Consider the following 23,579-nt stretch of genomic DNA (forward strand, 5'->3'; position numbering starts at 1 on the left):
TTACGCAGCGTATTTGACGTGGAAGTCTTGGAAGTAGGCTTTGACACGTGCCGGCTCGCTGGCGACGACTTGCATGTGCTCTTCTGCAGCGGCGCGTAGTTTGGCCTTCGTGCGTATCGGAACCTTGCGCCCGATGACGTGTTTGAGATCGGCATTCAAGCGTTCTTCGGGATTGAGTTCGGGGCTGTAACTGGGCAGATAGAACACTTCCATCTGATCGGAGTGTGCGGCCAACCACGCCTTCACCGGCTTGCAGTGATGCACGCCCAGGTTGTCCAGGATCAGAAACACCTTGCGCCCGGCATCCTGGACCAGCGACTCGAAGAACTCGATCAACTTTTCGTGATTGAACGCGCCATCAATGATCATCCAGCGTGCCTTGCCCTGGTTGGTGACGCTGGCGATCATCGACAGCTTCTGCCGCGTCCCGCCAATGGCCATCGCCACCGGAGTCTTGCCCTTGGGCGCATAGCTGCGACCGCGCACGTCGGTGTTCACCAGCGCCGTCTCGTCACCCCAGTGGACCTCGCCGCCCTCGGCCTTGGCACGTTCGGCGATGGCCGGATACGTGTCCTCCAACCAGGTTTGCACCGCGGCGGGCGATTGCTCGTAAGCACGCTTGATCGGCTTCTGCGGGGTGAAGCCCCAGCGGGCCAGATACTTGCCCACCGAGCGCACATGCAGCGTCACACCACACTCGCGCTCGATCAGCTGCATAACCGCCGCACGGCTCCACAGCGCAAAGTCCATCTTCAGCTGCTCGGGGCGTTTGTCGCAGATGATGCGGCACACCGTCTGTTCCTGCTCGGCGGTCAGTGCGCGATCCTCGCCACGGCGACGGCCACGCCGACGGGGTGCCAGCGACAGCATCCCCCCCGCCTCATAGCGTGCGATCACCTTGCTCACCGCCGTGTGACTCAGCCCAACGTCAACGGCGATCTGAGGTTTGCTTCGTCCGCGTTTGTACGCACGAATCACCTGCCGACGCCTCTCATGCTGCTCGGCCGGACTGAGCTTTCTTGCATCATCTTTTTCCATCCGCAAAGCATCGCATCAGATCGACAGAATTTCAATCTATTTATGGGCCTGATCTATAACTGTCGAACTCGGGGGAGAAAGAGCAGCGGCTGCCCATACGCATGCCCGACGTGGAAGCAGATCAGGAACTGGAAAAGCTGGCTGCAGTGATCAAACGTCTGGCGGATCCGGATATTTTCGTCTGGCTCCAGCGTGAAGAGCCCGCGACCGGAATGGAGATTCACCGCGCCGCGACCGTTGTTGCCGACAGGCTATGCGGTGCCGTAGCGAATCCGATCATCCGCAACGCACAGGAACAACGGCAACTCACAACGATTCAAACCTATCTGGAGCAGCGTGGCTACCGACAAACCCATGCCGGCCACGAAGTCAGGTTCGACTCCATGCGGCCCGGCACATTCAGCTTCCGGATGAATGTACCGATCCAGCAAGCGAATGGAACGCAATCCATCAATATTCCTGTCGATGCCATCATCATGCCGAAGACGGCAAAGCACGGGGATCTGCCGTTGTTCTTCGAGGCAAAATCCGCAGGCGACTTCACCAACACCAACAAGCGGCGCAAGGAAGAAGCGATCAAGATGGCCCAGCTTCGCCATACCTACGGCCTCGATGTGCGCTTCAACCTATTCCTGTGTGGATATTTCGATAGTGGCTATCTGGGCTACGAGGCCGCGGAAGGCATCGACTGGGTATGGGAACACCGCATCGATGACCTGTCATTGTTCGGGATATGACCATGACTCGAAAGACCGAGACAATCGACCTCATGGAGGCGTGGCGCCTGACTCTCCAAACAGAACTTGACGGCCGCAAGACTCAGGCCGAACGGAATAAATTTGGCCAATTCGCCACCCCCACTCGCCTTGCCCGCGAAATACTCGCCTACGGCCTGAGCCTGCTGCCCAGAAACAAGGCCATTCGCTTTCTCGACCCGGCGATCGGCACAGGCTCATTCTATTCGGCCTTGCGAGCAACCCATGGTCAGCGTCCTGTGGCCTGGGCGCGCGGCTTCGAGATTGACCCTCACTACGGCGAACCCGCCCAGGAATTCTGGAGGGAAACACCTCTCGACATCACACTCGCGGACTTCACGCGACAAAACCCGCCACCGCACGATGAGGAAAAATCCAACCTGCTCATCTGCAACCCTCCCTATGTGCGACACCATCATATCGACGGCGCCGACAAACGCCGCCTGCAAAGCAGCGCACGAGCCGCCGCCCACATCGAAGCCTCCGGGCTGTCAGGACTTTATTGCTATTTCCTGGCGTTGTCGCACGGATGGATGAGCGAGGGCGGAGTCGCCGGATGGCTCATTCCCAGCGAATTCATGGACGTGAACTACGGCAAGGCGCTCAAGACATATTTGCTGCGAGACGTCACGCTATTGCATATCCATCGATTTGACCCCAACGACGTGCAATTCGACGATGCTCTGGTGTCCTCCGCTGTCGTCTGGTTCAAGAAACAGCAGCCACCCGTTGGCCACCAGATCACATTTTCCTTTGGCGGCACACTACGACAACCCGCACTGATCAGGAAAGTGGATGCAGGCGAACTGGAACGCGCGAGCAAATGGTCCAGGTTTCCCAAACGGAGCGCCGAATCCACGCACGAAGGCTACCGACTCGGCGACTTGTTTTCCATCAAGCGAGGGCTCGCCACGGGAGACAACAATTTCTTCATCTTGGATGAAGACCGCGCCGCCGCGCTTGATATTCCGTCACAGTTCTTGCGTCCGATCCTGCCAAGCACCCGGTATGTGAAGGACAATGAAATCACGGCTGACAAGCATGGGGTTCCGCTGCTCGAGAAGCGCCTGTTCCTGCTCGACTGCACCTTGCCGGAGCATGAAGTCCAGCACGAATATCCGTCGCTCTGGGCTTATCTTCAAACCGGGCGCGAACAAGTCGCGCAACGCTATCTATGCCGTTCACGGCGCTACTGGTACGCCCAGGAGCGCCGCCCTGCGGCGCCCATAGTCTGTACCTACATCGGTCGCAGCGATCACGACGGCAAACCTTTCCGTTTCCTGCTGAATCATAGCCAGGCGACAGCGACGAATGTTTATCTCATGCTTTATCCGTCCCCCTTGCTGACCGACAAGCTCCGGGCCGACCCTGCCGCGCTGCGCACGCTATGGCATGCGCTCAACGCCATCGACGGCACCGTCCTGCTGGATAATGGCCGTGTGTATGGCGGAGGGATGCATAAACTTGAACCCCGGGAACTGTCCAACGTGCCAGCCAATGACCTTGCAGCCTTGGTTGGCCTCACCGGGAAGCGCCCTGACAGGCAACTGGCATTCGAGGCAATGACGGCAGCGCTTTAGTACCATCCGCCGAAGTCCCATCCCGCTGCTTGGCGAACACCTAACCGCGCGACGCCGCCGCGAACGCCTGCGCCAGATCCGCGATCAGGTCGGCCGGATCCTCCAGGCCGATGTGCAGACGCAGCACCGTACCCTGGCGCATGCGGGCGTCGGCCACCGACGCCCAGTAGCCGTGCGCGGCCAGGGCGGAGGGTTCGACCTGCGTGACCAGGCTTTCGTAGCCGCCCCAGGAATAGCCGATCCCGAACAGCCGCAGGCCGTCGATCAGGCGGCGCACCTGGGCCTCGTCGAAATCCACGGCCACGGACAGCAGGCCGTTGGACCCCGTCGCATCGCGCCGCCACAGCGCGTGGCCCGCGTCGTCCGGCCAGGCGGGGAAGAAGATCCGCGACACCCGGGGCTGGGCATCCAGCCAGCGACAGACCTCCATCGCGTGTTCCGCGCAGGCGCGCAGGCGCACCCCCAGGGTGCGCGCCCCGCGCAGCGCCAGCCAGGCGTCGTCGGCGCTGACGGTGCTGCCCAGGGCGTAATGGGTTTCGTGCAGCTTGCCGACGAGCGCGGGGTCGCGCGCCACGGCCGCGCCCAGCATCAGGTCCGAATGCCCGCCGACGTACTTGGTGGCCGCGATCACCGACACATCGGCCCCCAGCGCCAGGGGCCGGTAGATGGCGCCCGAGCCCCAGGTATTGTCCGCCACCACGGTCAGGCCGCGCTCGCGCGCCCAGCGCGACAAGGCGGGCATGTCCAGCATTTCCATCAGCAGCGAGCCCGGGGACTCCAGGTACAGCACCCGGGTTTCCGGGCGCAGGGCGGCTTGCAGGCTGGCGAGATCGCCGCGCACGAAGTCCATGGCCACGCCCATGCGCGACAGCACGGTCTTGTGGAAGTAGCGCACCGGACCGTACACGCAATCCACGACCAGGGCGTGGTCGCCCTGGCCCAGCAGGGCCATCAGCGTCATGCTGATGGCCGCCATGCCGGACGGCGCCAGGAACGCCCGTTCCCCGCCTTCCAGGCGGCACAGCAGCGTTTCCAGGGCCTCGTGGGTCTGCAGGCCGACCCGGCCGTAGGTGGGCACGCGCTCGCCGCGCTGCTTGGCCGCCTGGGCGCGATCCAGCACGTCCATGGAGGCGAAGCGCACCGTGCTGGTGCGGTACGAGGGCAGGGCCACCGGCCCCGAGCCGGTGACGGGGTCCAGGGGCGCCTGGCCGATGTGCTGCAGCAGGGTGTCGGTGCGGTCGGAGTCGTGGGTGGTCATGATGTCGGAATCCGTGTTCTGTATTTCCCGGCCGCTTCAAGGCGGAAAGCGTCCTAGTTTTTCTGGAAACGGTACACCCCGTCCTCGCCGAGGAGGCGCCGCAGGGATCCCTGGAAGTATAGGGCGTGCAGGTGGGCGATGGACTCGCCCATGGCGAAGGACAGCTGGTGCAGGTCGAGCTTGCGGCGGAACAGCACGGGCAGCAGATCGTGGGCGCTGCGCGGCTGGTCACAGACCGCCAGGACCTCGGCCAAGCGCTCGGCGTGATGCGCGCGCTGCTGGGCGATGCGCCGGCGCAGGCCCCGGAAGGGCCTGCCGTGGGACGGCAGCACCAGGGTATCCTCCGGCAGACCGTCGTAGGAGGACAGCGAATCCAGGTACAAGCGCAGGGGGTCGGCCTCGGGCTCCAGATCGAACACGCTGACATTGGTGGAAATGCGCGGCAGCACCATGTCGCCCGAGATCAGCGCGCCCAGGTCCGGACACCACAGCGAAACGTGCTCGGGCGCGTGGCCGTAGCCGACGATGACCCGCCAGCCGCGCCCGCCGATGGACACTTCCTGGCCATGCATCAGGCGGTGGAAGCGGGGCGGCATGTCGGGCACCAGGCGGGTGTAGTAGTCGTGGCGGGCGCGGATCATGTCCTGCGCCTGCGGATCGACCAGGCCGTGGCGGGCGAAGTGCCGCACCGCCGCGCCGCCGGCCGGACCGCTGCCCTCGACCGAGGAATCGGGCACCGAGGTTCCCGACCACGAGCGCGCCAGCACGTAGTCCGTCATGGACATCCACAGCGGCGCCTGCCAGCGCGCGCACAGCCAGTGGGCCAGGCCGACGTGGTCCGGATGCATGTGCGTGACCAGCACGCGCAGCACCGGCAGGCCGTCCAGCGCCTGCTCGAACACGGTTTCCCAGCAATCGCGGACCTCGGTCCGGTCGATGCCGCAATCAACCACCGTCCAGCCCTCGCGGCCGTCGATGCGATCGCGCAGCAGCCACAGGTTGATGTGGTCCAGCGCGAAGGGCAGCGGCATGCGGATCCAGCGCACGTCGTCGGCTACAGCTCGCGCGCGACCGGGTTCGGGCAGGGCGTCGCCCCAGGGATAGTCCAGTTCGTTTTCCAGCGGATTCATGCCGTGTCTCCTTGAAGATTCGGGTTTTCTCCGGGGATGTCTGAACAAGTCGAGCGGAAAGCGGGCGCCGCGAATCGGGATGGGATGCAGGGCGCGAACTGCGGCGATAGCCCGAATCCGCAGATGCACGCGGCGCGAGAACTTGTTCGGAGATCCCCTATGCATTATGTCAGAGTTTCTGCTTTACGTTGACGTAAACGTCATTCATAATGAACGCTGATTCCGTCCCCCCGTTTCACCACCCGCCCTCATGAGCCAAGCCACCTGGACGATTTCCGAGCTTGCCCGCGAATTCGGCGTCACGCCGCGCACGATCCGTTTCTACGAGGATCGCGGCATCGTCAGCCCGGCGCGCGAAGGCCGCAACCGCGTCTACGCTCCGCGTGACCGCACACGGCTCAAACTCGCCCTGCGCGGGCGGCGCCTGGGGCTGCAGCTTTCCGAAATCGTCACCCTGATCGACCTGTACGACCGCGGCGGCGCCAGCAGCGACGCGCAACTGCGGCAGTACGCCGAGGTCCTCGCCAACCATCGCGCAAAACTGGAACAGCAGCGGCGCGACCTGGACGAGACCCTGAAAGAAATCCGCCGCCAGCAGGCCGATTGCGAGGCGCTGCTGCTGGCCCGTCATTCCTAGAAAAGGAGACCTCCCCATGAATCTGCCCGGCCTGAACTTCGACCTCGGCTCCGACCTCGACATGCTGCGCGAGGCGGTCCGCGACTTCGCCCAAGCCGAGATCGCCCCGCGCGCGGCGGCGGCCGACCGCGACGACCAGTTCCCCATGGACCTGTGGCGCAAGTTCGGCGACCTGGGCCTGCTGGGCGTCACCGTGGCGGAAACCTATGGGGGCGCCAACCTGGGCTACCTGGCGCACATGATCGCGATGGAGGAAATCTCGCGCGCCAGCGCGTCCATCGCCCTGTCCTACGGCGCGCACTCCAATCTGTGCGTCAACCAGATCCACCGCAACGGCACCGAAGCCCAGAAGCAGAAGTATCTGCCCGGACTGATCTCGGGCGAGCGGATCGGCGCCCTGGCCATGAGCGAGCCCGGCGCCGGCTCGGACGTCGTCAGCATGCGGCTGCGCGCCGAGAAACGCGGCGACCGCTACGTGCTCAACGGCACCAAGATGTGGATCACCAACGGGCCGGACGCCGACACCCTGGTGGTCTACGCCAAGACCAATCCCGAGGCCCATCAGCGCGGCATCACCGCCTTCATCGTCGAAAAGACCTTCCCCGGCTTCTCCGTGGCGCAGAAACTCGACAAGCTGGGCATGCGCGGCTCGCACACCGGCGAGCTGGTGTTCCAGGACTGCGAGGTCCCGGCCGGGAACGTGCTGGGCGAGGTCGACGGCGGGGTCAAGGTCCTGATGAGCGGCCTGGACTACGAGCGCGCCGTGCTGGCGGCCGGACCCCTGGGCATCATGCAGTCGGTCATGGACGTGGTCGTGCCCTACGTGCACGAGCGCAAGCAGTTCGGCCAGTCCATCGGCGAATTCCAGCTGATCCAAGGCAAGCTGGCCGACCTCTACACTACTCTGCAGGCCTGCCGCGCCTACTGCTACACGGTCGGCAAGAACCTGGACGGCCTGGGCGCCGGCCACGCGCGCCAAGTGCGCAAGGACTGCGCCGGCGTCATCCTGTACTGCGCCGAGAAGGCCACCTGGATGGCCGGCGAGGGCATCCAGATCCTGGGCGGCAACGGCTACATCAACGACTACCCCACCGGCCGCCTGTGGCGCGACGCCAAACTCTACGAGATCGGCGCCGGCACCAGCGAGATCCGCCGCATGCTGATCGGCCGCGAGATCTTCGGCGAGACCGCCTGAGCCGCGCCATGGACGACACCGGCGACCACCGCCGCATCGAACCCGTCACGCCCCGGGGCCAGTCCCCCGAGACCGTGGCGCGCATGATCCTGGCCGGGTTCGATCGCCACTATTCGCTGTTCCGCTACAGCGCGCAGCGGGCCAAGGCTCTGTTCGAATCGGGCGACTGGCACGGCATCCAGCAGCTCTCGCGCGAGCGCATCGAATACTACGACATCCGGGTGAGGGAATGCGCGGCGGCACTGGGCCAGGCGCTGCGCGGCACCACCCGCGCCCACACCGCGCCGGACACGGCCCTGACCGGCGAGCAGATCGAATTCTGGCAGGCTGCCAAGACCAGCTACATCGCGCTGCTGGCCGGCCACCGCCAGCCCGAGTGCGCGGAGACCTTCTTCAACTCGGTGTCCTGCCGCATCCTGCACCGCAACTACTTCAACAACGACTTCCTGTTCGTGCGCCCGGCAGTGGCGACCGACTACATCGACGGCGAACACCCATCCTACCGGGCCTACTATCCATTGACCGAGGGCCTGCTGCCCAGCCTGACCCGCATGGCGGCCGACTTCGGCCTGGCCGCGCCCTATCACGACCTGCCGGCGGACGTGCGGCGCATGGCACGGATGGGCCTGCGCCGCCTGCGCCGCACCCTGCCGCGCGGCCTGGGCAAGCGGCTGGCGCCCGACTGCCAGATTCAGGTGCTCAACACCCTGTTCTTCCGCAACAAGGGTGCCTACATCGTCGGCCGCCTGATCAATCAGACCGCCATCCACCCGTTCGCCGTGGCGCTGTTGCACACGCCCTCGGGCCACATCCAGTTCGACGCCCTGCTGCACACCAGCGACGATCTGAGCACACTGTTCAGCTTCACGCGCGCCTATTTCCTGGTCGACATGGAGGCCTCGGCGGCCTACGTCGATTTCCTGTCGTCACTGTTCCCGCGCAAGCCCAAGGCCGAGATCTACACCACCATCGGCCTGCAGAAGCAGGGCAAGACTCTGTTCTACCGCGACTTCCTGCACCATCTGTCCCACTCCCGGGACGCCTTCGACTACGCGCCGGGGATCCAGGGGATGGTCATGACGGTGTTCACGCTGCCGTCCTATCCCTACGTGTTCAAGCTGATCCGCGACCGCATCGCCAAGGACGGCATGGACGAGGCCACGGTACGGCGCAAATACCAGATGGTGAAGAAGCATGACCGCGTCGGACGTATGGCCGACACCTGGGAATATTCCCAGGTCGCCCTGCCGCGCGGCCGGTTCTCGCCGCGCCTGCTCGAAGGCCTGCGCCGCGAAGTCCCCAGCCTGCTCGAAGAGACCGACGGCCTGGTGGTGTTGCGCCACGTCTATATCGAACGTCGCATGACGCCGCTGAACATCTTCCTGACCAGCGCCTCCGACGCCGCCCTGGAGGCCGCCGTGCAGCAATACGGCCAGGCCATCCGCGAGCTGGCCGCCGCCAACATCTTCCCCGGCGACATGCTGTACAAGAACTTCGGCGTCACCCGCCTGGGCCGCGTGGTCTTCTACGACTACGACGAGATCCAGCGCATGACGGAAATGCAGTTCCGCCGCATCCCGCCCGCCCCGAACGAAGAAGCCGAGATGTCCGGCGAACCCTGGTACCCGGTGGGCGCCAACGATGTATTCCCCGAAGAATTCGAGCGATTCCTGCTGGGCGACCCCCGGGTGCGCGCCGCCTTCCTGAAATACCACGCGCCGCTTTTGGATGCACAATGGTGGCAGGACTGCCGCGCGCGCGCCGCCCAGGGTCGCATCGAGGACATCTTCCCCTACGACCAATCGCGCAGGCTGCAGCCGCCGGACGGCCATTCGCGGCCGATCCGGAGCGAAACAAGGGATTCCCCCTGAAAAAGGAGCAACACCATGTCCGAATCCATCGTCATCGTATCCGCCGTCCGCACCCCCATGGGGGGCATGATGGGCAGCCTGTCCGGCCTGGCCGCGCACGAACTGGGCGCCGTCGCGATCAAGGCCGCCGTCGAACGCGCGGGCATCGCCGGCGACACCGTCCAGGAAGTCATCATGGGCAACGTGCTGCAGGCGGGCCAGGGCCAGGCGCCCGCCCGCCAGGCCGCCCTGGGCGCCGGCCTGCCGAAAGGCGTGCCCTGCAGCACCCTGCACAAGGTCTGCGGCTCCGGCCTGAAGGCCGTGATGCTGGCCCACGACATCATCAAGGCCGGCTCCGCCGACGTGGTGGTGGCCGGCGGCCAGGAAAGCATGAGCAACGCCCCCTACCTGCTGCTCAAGGGCCGCCAGGGCTACCGCTACGGCCATTCCACGGTCTACGACCACATGGCCCTGGACGGCCTGGAAGACGCCTACCAGCGCGGCACCGCCATGGGCGTGTTCGCCGAGGACTGCGCCTCGAAATACAGTTTCACGCGCGAGCAGCAGGACGCCTTCTCGCTGGAATCGCTGCGCCGAGCGCGCCAGGCCACCGAGGACGGCAGCTTCAAGTGGGAAATCGCCCCGGTCACGATCAAGGGCCGCAAGGGCGACACCGTGATCGACACCGACGAAGGCCCGGCCAAGGCCATGCCGGACAAGATCCCGACGCTCAAGCCCGCCTTCAAGAAGGACGGCACGGTGACGGCGGCCAACGCATCCTCGATCTCCGACGGCGCCTCGGCGCTGGTGGTGATGAGCGCCTCCAGGGCTCAGGCGCTGGGCGCCACGCCCCTGGCGCGCATCGTCGCCCATACCCAGCATGCCCAGGAACCGCAATGGTTCACCACCGCCCCGGTCGGCGCGATCCAGAAGCTGCTGGACAAGGCCGGCTGGAAGGCTGGCGACGTCGATCTGTACGAGATCAACGAAGCCTTCGCCGTAGTGACCATGGCGGCCATGGCCGACCTGAAGATCCCGCACGACCGCGTCAACGTACACGGCGGCGCCACGGCCCTGGGCCACCCCATCGGCGCCTCCGGCGCGCGCCTGCTGACCACGCTGATCGGCGCCCTGCGCAAGACCGGCGGCAAGCGCGGCATCGCCTCGCTGTGCATCGGCGGCGGCGAAGCCGTGGCCCTGGCCGTCGAAATGCTGTAAATCCTCCGCAAGCCCCGCGGGATGAGTCCGGACACCGAGCAGTCCCCGCGGACTGCTCGGTGCCTGACGAATCGGAGCGCCTTCCAAGGCGCGACGTGGATGAGATCGGACATGAAATGGTCCCTGCGGACCATTTCATGCCTATCGAATCGAAGCGGCATGCAGGCCATTTTTCTTTACTTCCAGGAACCGACATGCCGGTCATCGAGTCCCGCATCAACCCACGATCCCAGGAATTCCAGGACAACGCCCGCGTCATGCGGACGCTGGTCGACGATCTGCGCGAGCGCATCGCCCGCACGGCGCAAGGCGGCGGCGAAACGGCCCGCGCCCGGCACCTGGCGCGCGGCAAGCTGCTGCCGCGCGAACGGGTCGAACGCCTGCTCGATCCCGGCACGCCATTCCTGGAGCTGTCGCCGCTGGCGGCGCTCGACGTCTACGACAACGCCTCGCCCGGCGCCGGCCTGATCGCCGGCATCGGCCGGGTGGGCGGCACCGAATGCGTGATCGTCTGCAACGACGCCACCGTCAAAGGCGGCACCTACTATCCGCTGACGGTCAAGAAACACCTGCGCGCCCAGGAAATCGCCCAGCAGAACCACCTGCCCTGCATCTACCTGGTCGACTCGGGCGGCGCCAACCTGCCCAACCAGGACGAGGTCTTTCCCGACCGCGACCACTTCGGGCGCATCTTCTACAATCAGGCCGTCATGTCCTCCATGGGCATCGCCCAGCTGGCCGTGGTGATGGGCTCCTGCACCGCCGGGGGCGCCTACGTGCCCGCCATGAGCGACGAGTCCATCATCGTGCGCAATCAGGGCACGATCTTCCTGGGCGGCCCGCCCCTGGTCAAGGCCGCCACCGGCGAGGAAGTCTCGGCCGAGGACCTGGGCGGCGGCGACGTGCACACCCGTCTGTCGGGCGTGGCCGACCACCTGGCCGAGAACGACACCCATGCGCTGCGCCTGGCGCGCGACGCGATGGCCCGGCTGAACCGCCCGGTCCCGCCCGACGCCGGCCCCTGGACCGAACCCCTGCACGATCCGGCCGAGCTGGACGGCATCATCCCCCAGGACACGCGCAAGCCCTACGACGTGCGCGAAGTCATCGCCCGCATCGTGGACGGCTCCGACTTCGAGGAATTCAAGGCGCGCTTCGGCACGACCCTGGTCACCGGCTTCGCGCGGATCTACGGCATGCCGGTGGGCATCATCGCCAACAACGGCATCCTGTTTTCCGAGGCCGCGCAGAAAGGCACGCACTTCATCGAACTGTGCTGCCAGCGAGACATTCCCCTGGTCTTCCTGCAGAACATCAGCGGTTTCATGGTGGGCCGCAAGTACGAGAACGAGGGCATCGCCCGGCACGGCGCGAAGATGGTCACGGCCGTGTCCACCGCCTCGGTGCCGAAATTCACGGTGCTGATCGGCGGTTCCTTCGGCGCCGGCAACTACGGCATGTGCGGCCGCGCCTTCGGCCCGCGCCTGCTGTTCCTGTGGCCCAACGCGCGCATCTCGGTCATGGGCGGCGAACAGGCCGCCAGCGTCCTGGCCACCGTGCGGCGCGACAGCATCGAACGCAAGGGCGGCGCCTGGTCCGCCGACGAGGAAGAAGCCTTCAAGGCGCCCATCCGCGCCCAGTACGAACACGAGGGCCATCCCTACTATTCCACCGCGCGGCTGTGGGACGACGGCATCATCGCGCCTTCGGACACGCGGCGGGCGCTGGGCCTGGGCCTGGCCGCCGCCCGTCACGCTCCGGCCGAAGCCACGCGCTTCGGCGTGTTCAGAATGTAAGGAAACCGCCATGTTCGACACCCTCCTGATCGCGAACCGGGGCGAGATCGCCTGCCGCATCGCCGCCACGGCCCGCCGCATGGGCATCCGCACCGTCGCCGTCTATTCCGACGCCGACGCCGACGCCCGCCACGTTCAGGCCTGCGACCGCGCCGTGCGCATCGGCGGCCCGGAACCCGCCGCCAGCTACCTGCGCGCCGGCGCCATCCTGGACGCCGCCCGCCGCACCGGCGCCCAGGCCATCCACCCGGGCTACGGATTCCTGTCGGAAAACGCCGATTTCGCCCGCGCCTGCGCCGACGCCGGCCTGGTCTTCGTCGGCCCGCCCGTCGATGCGATCGCCGCCATGGGCAGCAAGTCCGCCGCCAAGACCCTGATGTCCGGCGCCGACGTGCCCCTGGTGCCGGGCTACCACGGCGAGCGCCAGGAGGCCGATTTCCTGCGGGAGCAGGCCCGCGCCATCGGCTACCCCGTGCTCATCAAGGCCAGCGCGGGCGGCGGCGGCAAGGGCATGCGCATCGTCCACGCCGACACCGAATTCCAGGCGGCCCTGGCCTCCTGCCAGCGCGAGGCGGCCAGCAGCTTCGGCAGCGCCCAGGTCCTGGTCGAACGCTACCTGACCAAGCCGCGCCACATCGAGATCCAGGTCTTCGCCGACACGCACGGCCAGTGCGTGCACCTGTTCGAACGCGACTGCTCGGTGCAGCGGCGTCACCAGAAGGTCATCGAGGAAGCCCCCGCGCCCGGCATGACGCCGGAGCGCCGCGAAGCCATGGGGCGGGCGGCCGTGGCCGCCGCCCAGGCCGTCAGCTACGTCGGCGCCGGCACGGTGGAATTCATCGTCGAGCCGGACGGGCGCTTCTACTTCATGGAAATGAACACCCGGCTGCAGGTCGAGCACCCGGTCACCGAGGCCATCACCGGCCAGGACCTGGTGGAATGGCAGTTGCGCGTGGCGGCCGGCCAGCCGCTGCCGCTGCGCCAGGACCAGCTGCGCCTCCAGGGCCATGCCCTGGAGGCCCGCATCTACGCCGAGAACCCGGACAAGGACTTCCTGCCCAGCATCGGCCGCCTGGATGCTCTGCAATGGCCGCCGCACGTCGTCTTCCAGACCGGCCCCGTGCGCGTGGACGGCGGCGTGCGCGAAGGCGACACGATCTCCCCGCACTATGATCCGATGATCGCCAAGCTCATCGTCCACGGCCAGGACCGCGAGCAGGCCCGGCAGCGGATGCTGCGCGCGCTGGGCGCGGTGCGCTGCACCGGTGTGCAGACCAACATCGCCTTCCTGGGCCGCCTGATGGACGATCCGGCCTTCGCCGCCGCCGACCTGGACACCGGGCTGATCGAACGCGAGCACGAACGCCTGTTCCCCGCGCCCCGGGACTGCGAGGATACCGCGCTGGCCCTGGCCGCCGCCGCGCTGCTGCACCACGACGGCCTGGCACGCCCAGGTGCCGCATCCGATGCCGGCCCCTGGCGCCAGGCCGACGGCTGGCGCGTGGGCGGGCGCTACGAACGCGTCCTGCCTCTGCAGGACGCCCGGGGAGAACGGGCCGTGCGCGTCCGTCGCGACGGCCGGGACTGGACCCTGGCGGTGGACGACCGCCCCGCGCAGGCCTTCCATTGGCAAGCCGAAGGCCGCCACCCGGCCCGCATCCGCGTCCGCCTGGGCGACGAGGAAACGCGTGGCGACATCCACCGCGACGGCGCGCGCCTGGACGTCTTCACCGACGGCCGGCGGCATACCCTGGAATGGCACGATCCGCTCGCCCTGGCGACCGCGTCCGCCGACGACGCGGCCGGCGGACTGACCGCCCCCATGCCGGGCAAGATCCTGTCGGTCGCCGTCGCGGCGGGCGACGCCGTGACGCGCGGCGCGCCCCTGATCGTCATGGAAGCCATGAAGATGGAGCACACCATCGAGGCCCCCCATGACGGCACGGTCCGTGAAGTCTTCTACGCGGTCGGCGACCAGGTGACCGAAGGCGTCACCCTGATCGATCTGGAGGCCGCCGAGGCCGGTTGATCCGTGGGGGACTCCGGATTCCGGATCCTGCCCGCGCAACCGCCCATCCAGCGACGCGGGCCGGATGCGTTTCCGGAGGAATCCGGTAAACTGGAATGGCAACCGCCTCATGACCGCCATGTACGACATCCTGGTTTATCTGTTCGAAAACTACTACACGCCCCAGGCCTGCCCGCGCGCCGAGGTCCTGGCCAGCAAGCTGGCGGCCGCCGGATTCGAGCACGAGGACATCGACGACGCGCTGAACTGGCTGCGCGACCTGGCCAGCACCACCGAACGCTGCCTGCCGCTGGCCGTCATGCGCGACGCCCGGCGCGATGCCGCGCGCGTCTACACCGACACGGAATACGCGACGCTGGGCACCGAGGCGATCGGCTTCATCAGCTTCCTGGAACATTCCGGCAGCCTGCCCCCGGTCCTGCGCGAAATCCTGATCGAGGCGGCCCAGGCGGCGGACCATTCCCCCCTGTCCCTGGCCGAAATCAAGGTCCTGGCGCTGATGGTCCTCTGGAGCCAGGAGGCCGAGGTCGACCACCTGGTGTTCGAGGAACTGCTGACCGACGACGAAGGCCGGCTGTCGCATTAGGCCCTCCGTTTGGCTAACTCTCCCTACGTGGGCCGCTTCGCGCCCAGCCCCAGCGGCCCCCTGCACGCGGGCTCGCTGGTCGCCGCCCTGGCCAGCTGCCTGGATGCCCGGGCGCACCATGGCCGCTGGCTGCTGCGCATCGAGGACATCGACGAACCCCGCACCGTGCCCGGCACCGACCGCGCCATCCTGCGGCAACTGGAGGCGCTGGGCCTGCGCTGGGACGGGGAGCCGGTCCGGCAGACACAGCGGCATCCCCTATATGGACGGGCATTCGCCCGGCTGCGGGCCGCCGGACGCGCCTACGGCTGCGCCTGCGTCCGGCGGGAGCTGCCACCCGGCCCGTATCCCGGCACCTGCCGGCCACCCGCCGGCGCGGAGCGGGGCGCGGCGCCACGAGAGGCCGGCTCATCCACCCCCGCCACTCCGGGCATGCGTCCGCCCTCCGCGCGGCGTCCGATCCGCAGCTGGCGCTTCCGGGTCGAGCCCGGCGTGGAAACCTTCACGGACCGCTGGCTGGGTCCGCAATCCCAGGACGTGGCGGCCGAAGTGGGGGATTTCATCATCCGCCGGGCGGACGGCCTCTGGGCCTACCAACTGGTCGTGGTGGTGGACGATGGCGACCAGGGCGTCACCGACGTAGTGCGCGGCGCCGACCTGCTGGACTCCACGGCCCGCCAGCGGCAACTGGCCCGTGCCCTGGGCCTGACCCCGCCACGCGTCCTGCACGTGCCGCTGATCCTGGACGCCGCCGGCCACAAGCTGTCCAAGCAGAACCACGCGCCCGCGCTGGACGTCTCGCGGCCCCTGGACTGCCTGCGGACGGCCTGGCGGGACCTGGGATTCGCCGACCTGCCGGCGGACACGCCGCAAGCGTTCTGGCCGGAGGCTACCGCGCGCTGGGCGCGACGGTTCGGGATGGCCCCGGCACTGCGCACCTGAGGCCGCGAGAGCGGGCGCATCCCGCGGTCCGCGCGGGACCGCGCATGCGCCCTACAGCGGTGCCCGCCCTTCGTCCAGCAGTCCGGCCAGCAGGGCTGTCCCGTCGGCCGCCACCCGCAACACTCCGTAGCGTGCTTTTGCGTAGCGCTCCCCCTGGCCCTCGGGGAAGAACCAGCTGCGGGCGCCCCAATCCATCCCATCGGCGCGCCAGCGAAAGGCAAGCGCCACGGCGTCTCCCGTCGGGGCCTCGGGCGCCTCGGCCGTCACCGCCGTCAGTTGCCAGACACCCCGGTCGTCGGGCCGCAGCAGCAGCCAGCCCCGTCCGGCCGCTCCCAGAGCGTCCCACACCGTGTCCTGGCCGCGCAGCCAATCCTGTGCCTGACGGCGCACGGCGTAGTCCAGGGCCATGTAGTCCCCCTGCATCAGTGAGCGGGGATCCACCGGCGCCAGGGCGATAACCACCGGCCGCCCCTGGGCCAGGATCGCCTCATAATGATGCACCCGGACCTGGACCGCGCCCAGAACCAGCGCGCCGCCCGCCAGCAGCCAGACGGGCAGGCCCCGGGCGCGGCGCGCGGCGGGGACCGCCGGCACGACCGTCCGGCTCCATGGCGACCACGACCACAAGGCCAGCGCGGCCAGCCAGGCGGCCGTCAAGCCCAGCGTCCCCGCCTTGGCGACCAGGGTATCGGACGGATCGAAGTAATACAGCGCCAGCCCGGCCAGTCCCAGCAAGACCGATAGCGCCCGCGCCAGCCGGTCTCCCGACCAGCCTCCCAGGACGAAGCCGACCAGGGCCACGGAACACACCGGCGCGCCCACCCATCCCAGGCCCGCCGCGCAGCAAGCCACCGGCGCCCCCAGACGCAGCCCGGCGGGCAAGACCGGCCGGTTCGCGGCCATCCAGGCCCCGAGCAACACGCCGGGCAGCAGCGCGCAGGCGAGCAGGGCGCCCCGATCCCACAACGGCCAGGCCCCAAACGGAGCCTGGGCCTCGAAGGAGAGCAAAGCCGCCAGGATGGACGCCGTCGTCATGGCCGCCCAGGCCAGGGGCCGCCAGAGCGCTCTGCGGGCCGCGGCCAGAGATCCGATCCAGGCGGCCGCGCCCAGCGCCAGCAGGACCGCCAGGCGCCAAGCCAGGCCGGCGGCCCAGGCACCGTCCGGACCACCGCTCCAGCGGAACAGGAAATCCGGGGGCAGCGTCAGCCAGCATCCCAGCGACAACGTCAGCCCGGCCGCCGCCAGACGCACGACGAACCGACGCGTCCCGGCATAAGCCACGACACCCGCCGCCAACAGGATCGACAGACACAGCGCCCGTGCACCATTCTCTTCCATCAGCCAGGCCGCACCGCCGGCGCACAGCAGCAAGCCAAGGACCGCCAGCACGCCGCCCGCTTCCCGCCAAAGCGCCCGGGGCGCCGACCTGCCCAGCCACAGCCCCGGCAGCATCAGCAGCCATCCGGCGCCCAGGACCTCGGCGGCGGAATCCAGCTCGAAACTGAGCGCCACCCAGATCCCCAGCAGCAGGACGACGGGGATCAGGATACCGATCCGCAGCGCCGTGACGTACCAAGGCGCATCGTCCTCATCGGCGCGGCTCTCCGGGGACGCCGGCGCCGCATCCGCCCGACCGTCCCGGGCCGCAGGCGCCGGCCCGGCCTCCACGGCCGGCGACACGGCTGCCCTCAAGCGCAGCGCATGCCGGATCGCCCACAGCCCCAGGGCCAGCACCAGCAGCGCCAGGCCGAGCAGGCCCTCCAGGGAGTCCGCCCGCGGCGCCAGTACGAATCCGGCCACCCCGATCCCTGCCAACAGGGCCAGGGCCGCCACCGCCGGATCGGGGCGCCAGCGGGCATAGACGCCGTAGACTGCCAGGACCGGGACCAGGCCCAGCGCCAGGAGACCGGCGTCGCCGGCGCCGTCCAGCACGGCCCCCTGCGCAGCGACGGCGACCGCCCAGGCCAGCGTCGCCGCCGCCAGAACCCGGCGGATCAGGCCCCGGGGATCCCGCCACGCTGGCCGCAGGCATTCGGCCAGCGCCAGCAGTATCCCGTCCAGACCCAGCAGCCAGGCGCCCGGCAGCGCAGACACATTCCACCGCCACCAGGCAAACGGGGCCGAACCGTTCAGGAACAGCCATAATGACAGGTTCAACAGCGCGGCCCACAGCAGCACCAGGAACACGGAGCGGATCGCCGCCAGCCAGGGCAGGATCAGCACGGCCCAGGCCAGGAACAATTCCCAGGCATCAGCGCCCGTCTGATAGATCTGGCCCACGAGGGCCAGCAGGGCGCCGGTCGCCAGAGCCGCCAGGCCGGCCATCGGCTCCGCCGCGGGATTGCCGCGCCGGGCCAGGCCGGCGGCCAGAACGACGAGCAGGGCCAGCGTCCCCTGGACGCCCGCCAGACGGACGTCCTGCGTCATCCGGGACCAGTTCGCCGCGACCCAGAACACCAGGGACGCGCCGGCCAGCACGGCGGCCAGCAGCCCTGCGCACCGGGCCAGAATCCGGCGCCATCGGGTCTCGTCGTCGGCTCGCAGCCTGGGTTCGGCGACTTGCATGGTGTGATGTCCCCTCGTATGATCCGCGCTAATGCGGCCCAAAATGAGGCCGCCACTGGAACCTCATGACCAAAACCCTGATTATTGCCGAAAAGCCCTCGGTCGCCCTGGACATTTCCCGGGCCCTGGGCGGCTTCACCCGGGAAGGCGACTATTTCGAAAGCGAGCAATACGTGCTGTCTTCCAGCGTCGGCCACCTGCTCAGTCTGGTGGCACCCAACGACCCGGTGCGCGGCAAATGGAGTTTCACCCACCTGCCGGTCATCCCGCCCCAGTTCGAACTGGGGCCGACCGACAAGCGATCCGCCGAGCGGCTCAAGCTGCTGGTCAGGCTGCTCAAGCGCAAGGACGTCGGCGCCGTCATCAACGCCTGCGACGCGGGCCGCGAGGGCGAGCTGATCTTCCGCTATATCATCCAGTATTCCGGGGTGAAGAAGCCCGTGCAGCGCCTGTGGCTGCGATCCATGACCCAGGCGTCCATCCGCGAAGCCTTCGCCAACCTGCGCGACGACGAGACCATGAAGCCGCTGGAGGCCGCCGCCCGGTCCCGCGCCGAGGCCGACTGGCTGGTCGGCATCAACGGCACCCGCGCCATGACGGCCTTCAACAGCAAGGACGGCGGCTTCTTCAAGACTCCGGTGGGCCGCGTCCAGACGCCGACCCTGGCGATCGTGATGGAACGCGAGGACCGCATCCGCGGCTTCGTGTCGCGCAACTACTGGGAAGTCCACGCCACCTTCGTCGCCGCCGCCGGCCTGTACGAGGGCCGCTGGTTCGATCCCGATTTCAAGAAGAACGAGCAGGACCCCGATGCCCGCGACTCGCGCCTGTGGTCCGCCCCGGCCGCTCAGACCATCGTCGCCGCCTGCCGCGAACAGCCCGGCAGCGTGACCGAGGAATCCAAGCCCAGCACGCAGTTGTCCCCGGCCCTGTTCGACCTGACCACCCTGCAGCGCGAGGCCAACTCGCGCTTCGGCTTTTCCGCCAAGACCACACTGTCCCTGGCGCAGTCGCTGTACGAGCGCCACAAGGCCCTGACCTACCCGCGTACCGATTCGCGCTACCTGCCCCAGGACTACGTCGGCACCGTGCAGCAGACCATGCGCGTCCTGGCCGACAGCGAATCGGGCGCGGCCCGTTCCGTGCGGCCCTACGCCGCCCAGGTCGTCAAGCAGGACTGGGTCAAACCCAACCGGCGCATCTTCGACGACAAGAAGATCTCCGACCACTTCGCCATCATCCCCACCCTGCAGGTGCCGCGTGAACTCAGCGACGCCGAATTCAAGATCTACGAGCTGGTGACGCGCCGCTTCCTGGCGGTCTTCTTCCCGGCGGCCGAGTTCCGCGTCACGACCCGCATCACCCAGGTCTCGGGCCATCATTTCAAAACCGAGGGCAAAGTGCTGGTCAACCCCGGCTGGCTGGCCATCTACGGCCGCGAATCCCAGGGCGAAGGCGATTCCCTGATCCCCGTGGCCGATGGCGAGCGCGTGCGCACCGAGGACATCGAAGCGCGCGGCCTGGCTACCAAGCCTCCCGCCCGCTTCAACGAAGCCACGCTACTGTCGGCCATGGAAGGCGCCGGCAAGCTCGTGGACGACGAAGCCCTGCGCGAGGCGATGTCCGAGCGCGGCCTGGGCACTCCGGCCACCCGCGCGGCCATCATCGAAGGCCTGATCAACGAGACCTACCTGCGCCGCGAAGGCCGCGACCTGGTGCCCAGCGCCAAGGCCCGCCAGCTGATGACGCTGCTCGCCGGCCTCGGTGTCAACGAGCTGACCTCGCCGGAACTCACCGGCGAATGGGAGCACCAGCTCAAGCTCATCGAACAGCGCAAGCTCGACCGCGAATCCTTCATGCGCGAGATCGCCCAGATGACCCAGGTGATCGTCAAGCGCGCCAAGGAATACGAGCGCGACACCGTGCCCGGCGACTACGCCACATTGCGGACTCCCTGCCCGAAATGCGGCGGCGTGGTCAAGGAGAACTACCGCCGCTATGCCTGCACGGCCTGCGACTTCTCCATCGGCAAACATCCTGGCGGGCGCACCTTCGAGATCGCCGAGGTCGAGGAACTGCTGGACAAGCGCGAACTGGGCCCGCTGACCGGATTCATCAGCAAGATGGGGCGACCTTTCGCCGCGGTGCTGCGCATCACGGACGAATACAAGCTGGAATTCGACTTCGGCCAGCGGGAGGACGAGGATGCCGAGCCCGTGGACTTCTCCGGCCATACCCCGCTGGGCGCCTGCCCCAAATGTGGCGGCCGCGTCTTCGAGTACGGCATGAACTACGTTTGCGAGCACGCCGTGGGCCCGGAAAAGGCTTGCGGCTTTCGCAGCGGCAAGGTCATCCTGCAGCAGGAAATCCCCGCCGCGCAGATGAGCAAGCTGCTGGCCACCGGCAAGACCGATCTGCTCGACGGCTTCGTTTCCAGCCGCACCAACCGCAAGTTCAAGGCTTTCCTGGTGCGCCAGGCCGACGGCAAGGTCGGCTTCGAGTTCGAGCCGCGCGCGCCCAAGGCGGGCGCCAAGACGGCGGCGACCAAGACGGCGGCGGCAAGCAAGTCCGCAAGCAAGTCCGCCACGAAAACAGCCTCCAAGACCGCTGCGAAAACGGCTGCCAGGAAAACCGCCGTGAAGAAAGCCGCCAAGAAAGCCGCGCCCCGGGCAACCCGGTCCGACGCCCCCGAGGACGACGGCCCGGCCTTCTGAGCTGCGTGCCAGCAGCCGGGCCGCGCGCCGTCGGCTCAGCTGCTGGCGCGGACCTTCAGTTCGAAGCCCAGGTCGAGGGTGGGCGCGTCCACCGGCTCGCCGCGCATCAGCCGCAGCAGCATCCGTGCGGCGGCGTCGCCGACCTCCCGGCGCGGCGTGCGCAGGCTGCTCAGCGCGGGCAGCATCTGCGCGTTGCCCGGCAGATCGTTGAAGCCCACCACGCTGACCCGGTCCGGTACCGGGACGCCCAGTCGCAAGGCTTCCAGCAGGCCTCCGTGGGCCAGGTCGTCGTTACAGAAGAACACCGCGTCCAGGTCCGGATGCGCCTCCACCAGGCGGCGGAAGGCTTCCGCCCCCAGCGCGGCCGACGAGGGCCGGGGATCGAGGATCTCCAGTTGCGGATCGTGGCAGCCGGCCGCACGCAGAACGCCGCGAAAGCCTTCGGCGCGCTCCAGCGTGCGCGGATCCAGCTGGGCGCCGACGAAGGCGATACGCCGCCGCCCCCGCTCCAGCAGATGGCGGGCCACGGCCTGCGCGGCCCCGGTCTGGGAAAAGCCGACGCAATGCACGCCCGGCTCGTCACTGAGCTCCATCACGTGCACGCACGGCGTGTGGCTGGCCTCGATCAAGCGGCGCTGGGACTCGCTGCGGTCGAAGCCGGTCAGGATCAGACCCGCCGGCCGGTGCGACAGATAGCTGTCCAGCAGGGCGGCCTCTCGCTCGGGCCGATACTGGGTGATTCCGACGAAGATCGGGTAGCCTGCTTCCCACATCACGTCCTGGACGGCTTCCAGCAACTCCGTGAACAGTGTGTTGGACAATAGCGGGATCAGCACCACGACGTGGCTGCTCTTGGCCGAGGCCAATGCGCGCGCCGACGGGTCTGGACGGTAGCCGAGCCGCTCCACGGCGGCCCGCACCCGCTCGGCCAGTTCCGGGCGCACGGACGTCTTGCCCGCCACCACGCGCGACGCCGTGATGGGGCTGACGCCGGCCAGGGCCGCCACGTCGGCCAGCGTCGTCCGGCCCGTGGCCCGGCTGCGGCCCCGGCTCCCGGTCGTCCGGGAGCCGGGGCCGCCGTCGGAAAAAGAGTCATTCATACAGGAATTCCCTAATGTCGGACGGCATGAGATAGCGCTATCTTTGCGTCTCACTCGCCTACGGGAAGATCGGTCGGCACAGATCCCACTCGACGCTCCGGGCATCATTGTACGTAAGGACCGTTTTTTTTCAATGCAAAAGATAGCGCTATCTTCTCCTGCCGGAACACCCTGCGCGCCGGACTGTCCGCACCGCGCGGTGGTCGTGATGGGCGTCTCGGGCAGCGGCAAATCCACGGTCGGCGAGATGCTGGCGCGGCGCCAGGGCTGGGCCTTCGTCGAAGGCGATGCCTTCCACAGCGAAGGGAACCACACGAAGATGCGGGCCGGCGTCCCGCTGACCGACGAAGACCGGGAATCCTGGCTGGAAGCGCTGGGCGGCGAACTGGCGCGTCATGCCGCCGACGGCGTCGTCCTCAGCTGCTCGGCCCTGAAGCGGGCCTATCGCCGGCGGCTGCGCGCCCACGTGCCCTGCCTGGCCTTCATCTGGCTGGAAGTCGGCCGGGACGCGGCCCACCGGCGCGTCGCCGGCCGCGGCGACCGCCATTTCTTTCCCGCCACCCTGATCGACAGCCAGTTCGCCACGCTGGAGCCGCCCCACGACGAGGCCGGCCTGCTGCACCTGGACAGCGAGCGCCCCCTGGAAGAACTCATCGCACGCGCCGCCGAATGGCTGCAAAGGAATCCCCATGCAAACCCCTGACACGCCCGCCGGCGCGCCACGCAAGCCCCTGATACGCAAAGCCGCCGAGGCCTTCATGGCCATCACCCTGGCCCTCATGGTGATCGCCGTGTTCAGCAACGTCGTGCTGCGCTACGCCTTCGGTACGGGCCTGGTGATCTACGAGGAACTGTCCCGCCTGCTGTTCGTCTGGCTGGTCTGCATGGGCACGGTCGTCACCGCCCATGAAAAACGGCACCTGAGCTTCGACCTGCTGGTGGATCGCGTGGGTCCGCGCACACGCGCCGCGATGGGCGCGCTGGCCGCACTGGTCAGCGCGATCGTCCTGGGCATGGTCGTCAAGGGCGCCTGGGACCAGGTGATCGCAGGCCTGCACAGCTACAGCCCCGTCATCGGCTATCCCCTGGCGATCGCCGCGGCCGCCACCCTGTTCATGGCCGCCGCCATGGAAGTCCTGCTCTTCAAGCAGGCTGTCCTCGATCGCCCGCGCGGCTGAAAGGAATT

General features: G+C 68.0%; 18 protein-coding genes. 13 read left to right on the plus strand and 5 right to left on the minus strand.

The features are described 5' to 3' along the window. On the minus strand, positions 1-1,038 hold the full coding sequence (locus ACTPOE_RS13460; protein WP_458870376.1) for an IS630 family transposase: 1,038 nt from the start codon (positions 1,036-1,038) through the stop codon (positions 1-3). A 59-nt stretch (positions 1,039-1,097) separates the two neighbouring features. On the opposite strand from ACTPOE_RS13460, the gene ACTPOE_RS13465 reads away from it, so the two are divergent. Next, a complete protein-coding gene (locus tag ACTPOE_RS13465; protein WP_458872838.1) occupies positions 1,098-1,775 on the plus strand; it encodes a XamI family restriction endonuclease in 678 nt (225 codons plus the stop codon). Positions 1,776-1,777: 2 nt separating this feature from the next. Then, a complete protein-coding gene (locus tag ACTPOE_RS13470; RefSeq protein WP_458872632.1) occupies positions 1,778-3,373 on the plus strand; it encodes an Eco57I restriction-modification methylase domain-containing protein in 1,596 nt (531 codons plus the stop codon). Between the two features lie 40 nt (positions 3,374-3,413). Here ACTPOE_RS13470 and ACTPOE_RS13475 read toward each other — a convergent pair whose 3' ends face one another. Together ACTPOE_RS13475 and ACTPOE_RS13480 are read right to left on the minus strand one after the other, a co-directional pair. Further along, on the minus strand, positions 3,414-4,631 hold the full coding sequence (locus ACTPOE_RS13475; protein WP_458872633.1) for a trans-sulfuration enzyme family protein: 1,218 nt from the start codon (positions 4,629-4,631) through the stop codon (positions 3,414-3,416). A gap of 53 nt (positions 4,632-4,684) precedes the next feature. Further along, positions 4,685-5,761, minus strand: coding sequence for an MBL fold metallo-hydrolase (locus ACTPOE_RS13480; protein ID WP_458872634.1), 1,077 nt, complete (start codon positions 5,759-5,761; stop codon positions 4,685-4,687). A gap of 250 nt (positions 5,762-6,011) precedes the next feature. Here ACTPOE_RS13480 and ACTPOE_RS13485 point away from each other — a divergent pair, with 250 nt between their 5' ends. The 8 genes from ACTPOE_RS13485 (at position 6,012) to gluQRS (ending at position 16,014) form a co-directional block, all read left to right on the plus strand. Further along, positions 6,012-6,398, plus strand: a complete 387-nt coding sequence (locus tag ACTPOE_RS13485; protein ID WP_458872635.1) for a MerR family transcriptional regulator — start codon at positions 6,012-6,014, stop codon at positions 6,396-6,398. 16 nt (positions 6,399-6,414) lie between these two features. Next, positions 6,415-7,593, plus strand: a complete 1,179-nt coding sequence (locus ACTPOE_RS13490) for an isovaleryl-CoA dehydrogenase (RefSeq protein ID WP_458872636.1) — start codon at positions 6,415-6,417, stop codon at positions 7,591-7,593. Positions 7,594-7,601: 8 nt separating this feature from the next. Next, positions 7,602-9,464 carry a bifunctional isocitrate dehydrogenase kinase/phosphatase gene (gene aceK, locus ACTPOE_RS13495; protein ID WP_458872637.1) on the plus strand — a complete coding sequence of 621 codons (1,863 nt, stop codon included), beginning with the start codon at positions 7,602-7,604 and terminating at the stop codon, positions 9,462-9,464. Between the two features lie 15 nt (positions 9,465-9,479). Further along, entirely contained in the window at positions 9,480-10,661 is a 1,182-nt protein-coding gene (locus ACTPOE_RS13500) for an acetyl-CoA C-acyltransferase (protein WP_458872638.1), read from the plus strand. Positions 10,662-10,855: 194 nt separating this feature from the next. Further along, positions 10,856-12,457, plus strand: coding sequence for a carboxyl transferase domain-containing protein (locus ACTPOE_RS13505; protein WP_458872639.1), 1,602 nt, complete (start codon positions 10,856-10,858; stop codon positions 12,455-12,457). 10 nt (positions 12,458-12,467) lie between these two features. Further along, positions 12,468-14,486 carry an acetyl/propionyl/methylcrotonyl-CoA carboxylase subunit alpha gene (locus tag ACTPOE_RS13510; protein WP_458872640.1) on the plus strand — a complete coding sequence of 673 codons (2,019 nt, stop codon included), beginning with the start codon at positions 12,468-12,470 and terminating at the stop codon, positions 14,484-14,486. A 118-nt stretch (positions 14,487-14,604) separates the two neighbouring features. Further along, a complete protein-coding gene (locus ACTPOE_RS13515) occupies positions 14,605-15,072 on the plus strand; it encodes a Smg family protein (protein ID WP_269356944.1) in 468 nt (155 codons plus the stop codon). A 9-nt stretch (positions 15,073-15,081) separates the two neighbouring features. Continuing rightward, a complete protein-coding gene (gene gluQRS, locus ACTPOE_RS13520) occupies positions 15,082-16,014 on the plus strand; it encodes a tRNA glutamyl-Q(34) synthetase GluQRS (RefSeq protein ID WP_458872641.1) in 933 nt (310 codons plus the stop codon). A 51-nt stretch (positions 16,015-16,065) separates the two neighbouring features. On the opposite strand, the gene ACTPOE_RS13525 is transcribed toward gluQRS, so the two are convergent. Then, on the minus strand, positions 16,066-18,579 hold the full coding sequence (locus tag ACTPOE_RS13525) for a GDYXXLXY domain-containing protein (protein ID WP_458872642.1): 2,514 nt from the start codon (positions 18,577-18,579) through the stop codon (positions 16,066-16,068). 65 nt (positions 18,580-18,644) lie between these two features. On the opposite strand from ACTPOE_RS13525, the gene ACTPOE_RS13530 reads away from it, so the two are divergent. Next, complete coding sequence (locus tag ACTPOE_RS13530; protein WP_458872643.1) at positions 18,645-21,293, plus strand: DNA topoisomerase III; 2,649 nt, start codon at positions 18,645-18,647, stop codon at positions 21,291-21,293. Between the two features lie 35 nt (positions 21,294-21,328). On the opposite strand, the gene gntR is transcribed toward ACTPOE_RS13530, so the two are convergent. Beyond that, complete coding sequence (gene gntR / locus ACTPOE_RS13535) at positions 21,329-22,393, minus strand: HTH-type transcriptional regulator GntR (protein WP_458872644.1); 1,065 nt, start codon at positions 22,391-22,393, stop codon at positions 21,329-21,331. A gap of 133 nt (positions 22,394-22,526) precedes the next feature. On the opposite strand from gntR, the gene ACTPOE_RS13540 reads away from it, so the two are divergent. Together ACTPOE_RS13540 and ACTPOE_RS13545 are read left to right on the plus strand one after the other, a co-directional pair. Continuing rightward, positions 22,527-23,096, plus strand: a complete 570-nt coding sequence (locus ACTPOE_RS13540; RefSeq protein WP_458872645.1) for a gluconokinase — start codon at positions 22,527-22,529, stop codon at positions 23,094-23,096. Beyond that, positions 23,083-23,571 (plus strand): TRAP transporter small permease, encoded by a 489-nt coding sequence (locus ACTPOE_RS13545; RefSeq protein ID WP_458872646.1) that lies wholly within the window; start codon positions 23,083-23,085, stop codon positions 23,569-23,571. Before ACTPOE_RS13540 ends, ACTPOE_RS13545 begins: the two co-directional genes overlap by 14 nt. The last annotated feature ends 8 nt before the right edge of the window (positions 23,572-23,579 follow it).

The sequence above is a fragment of the Castellaniella sp. WN genome (genome assembly GCF_054457555.1).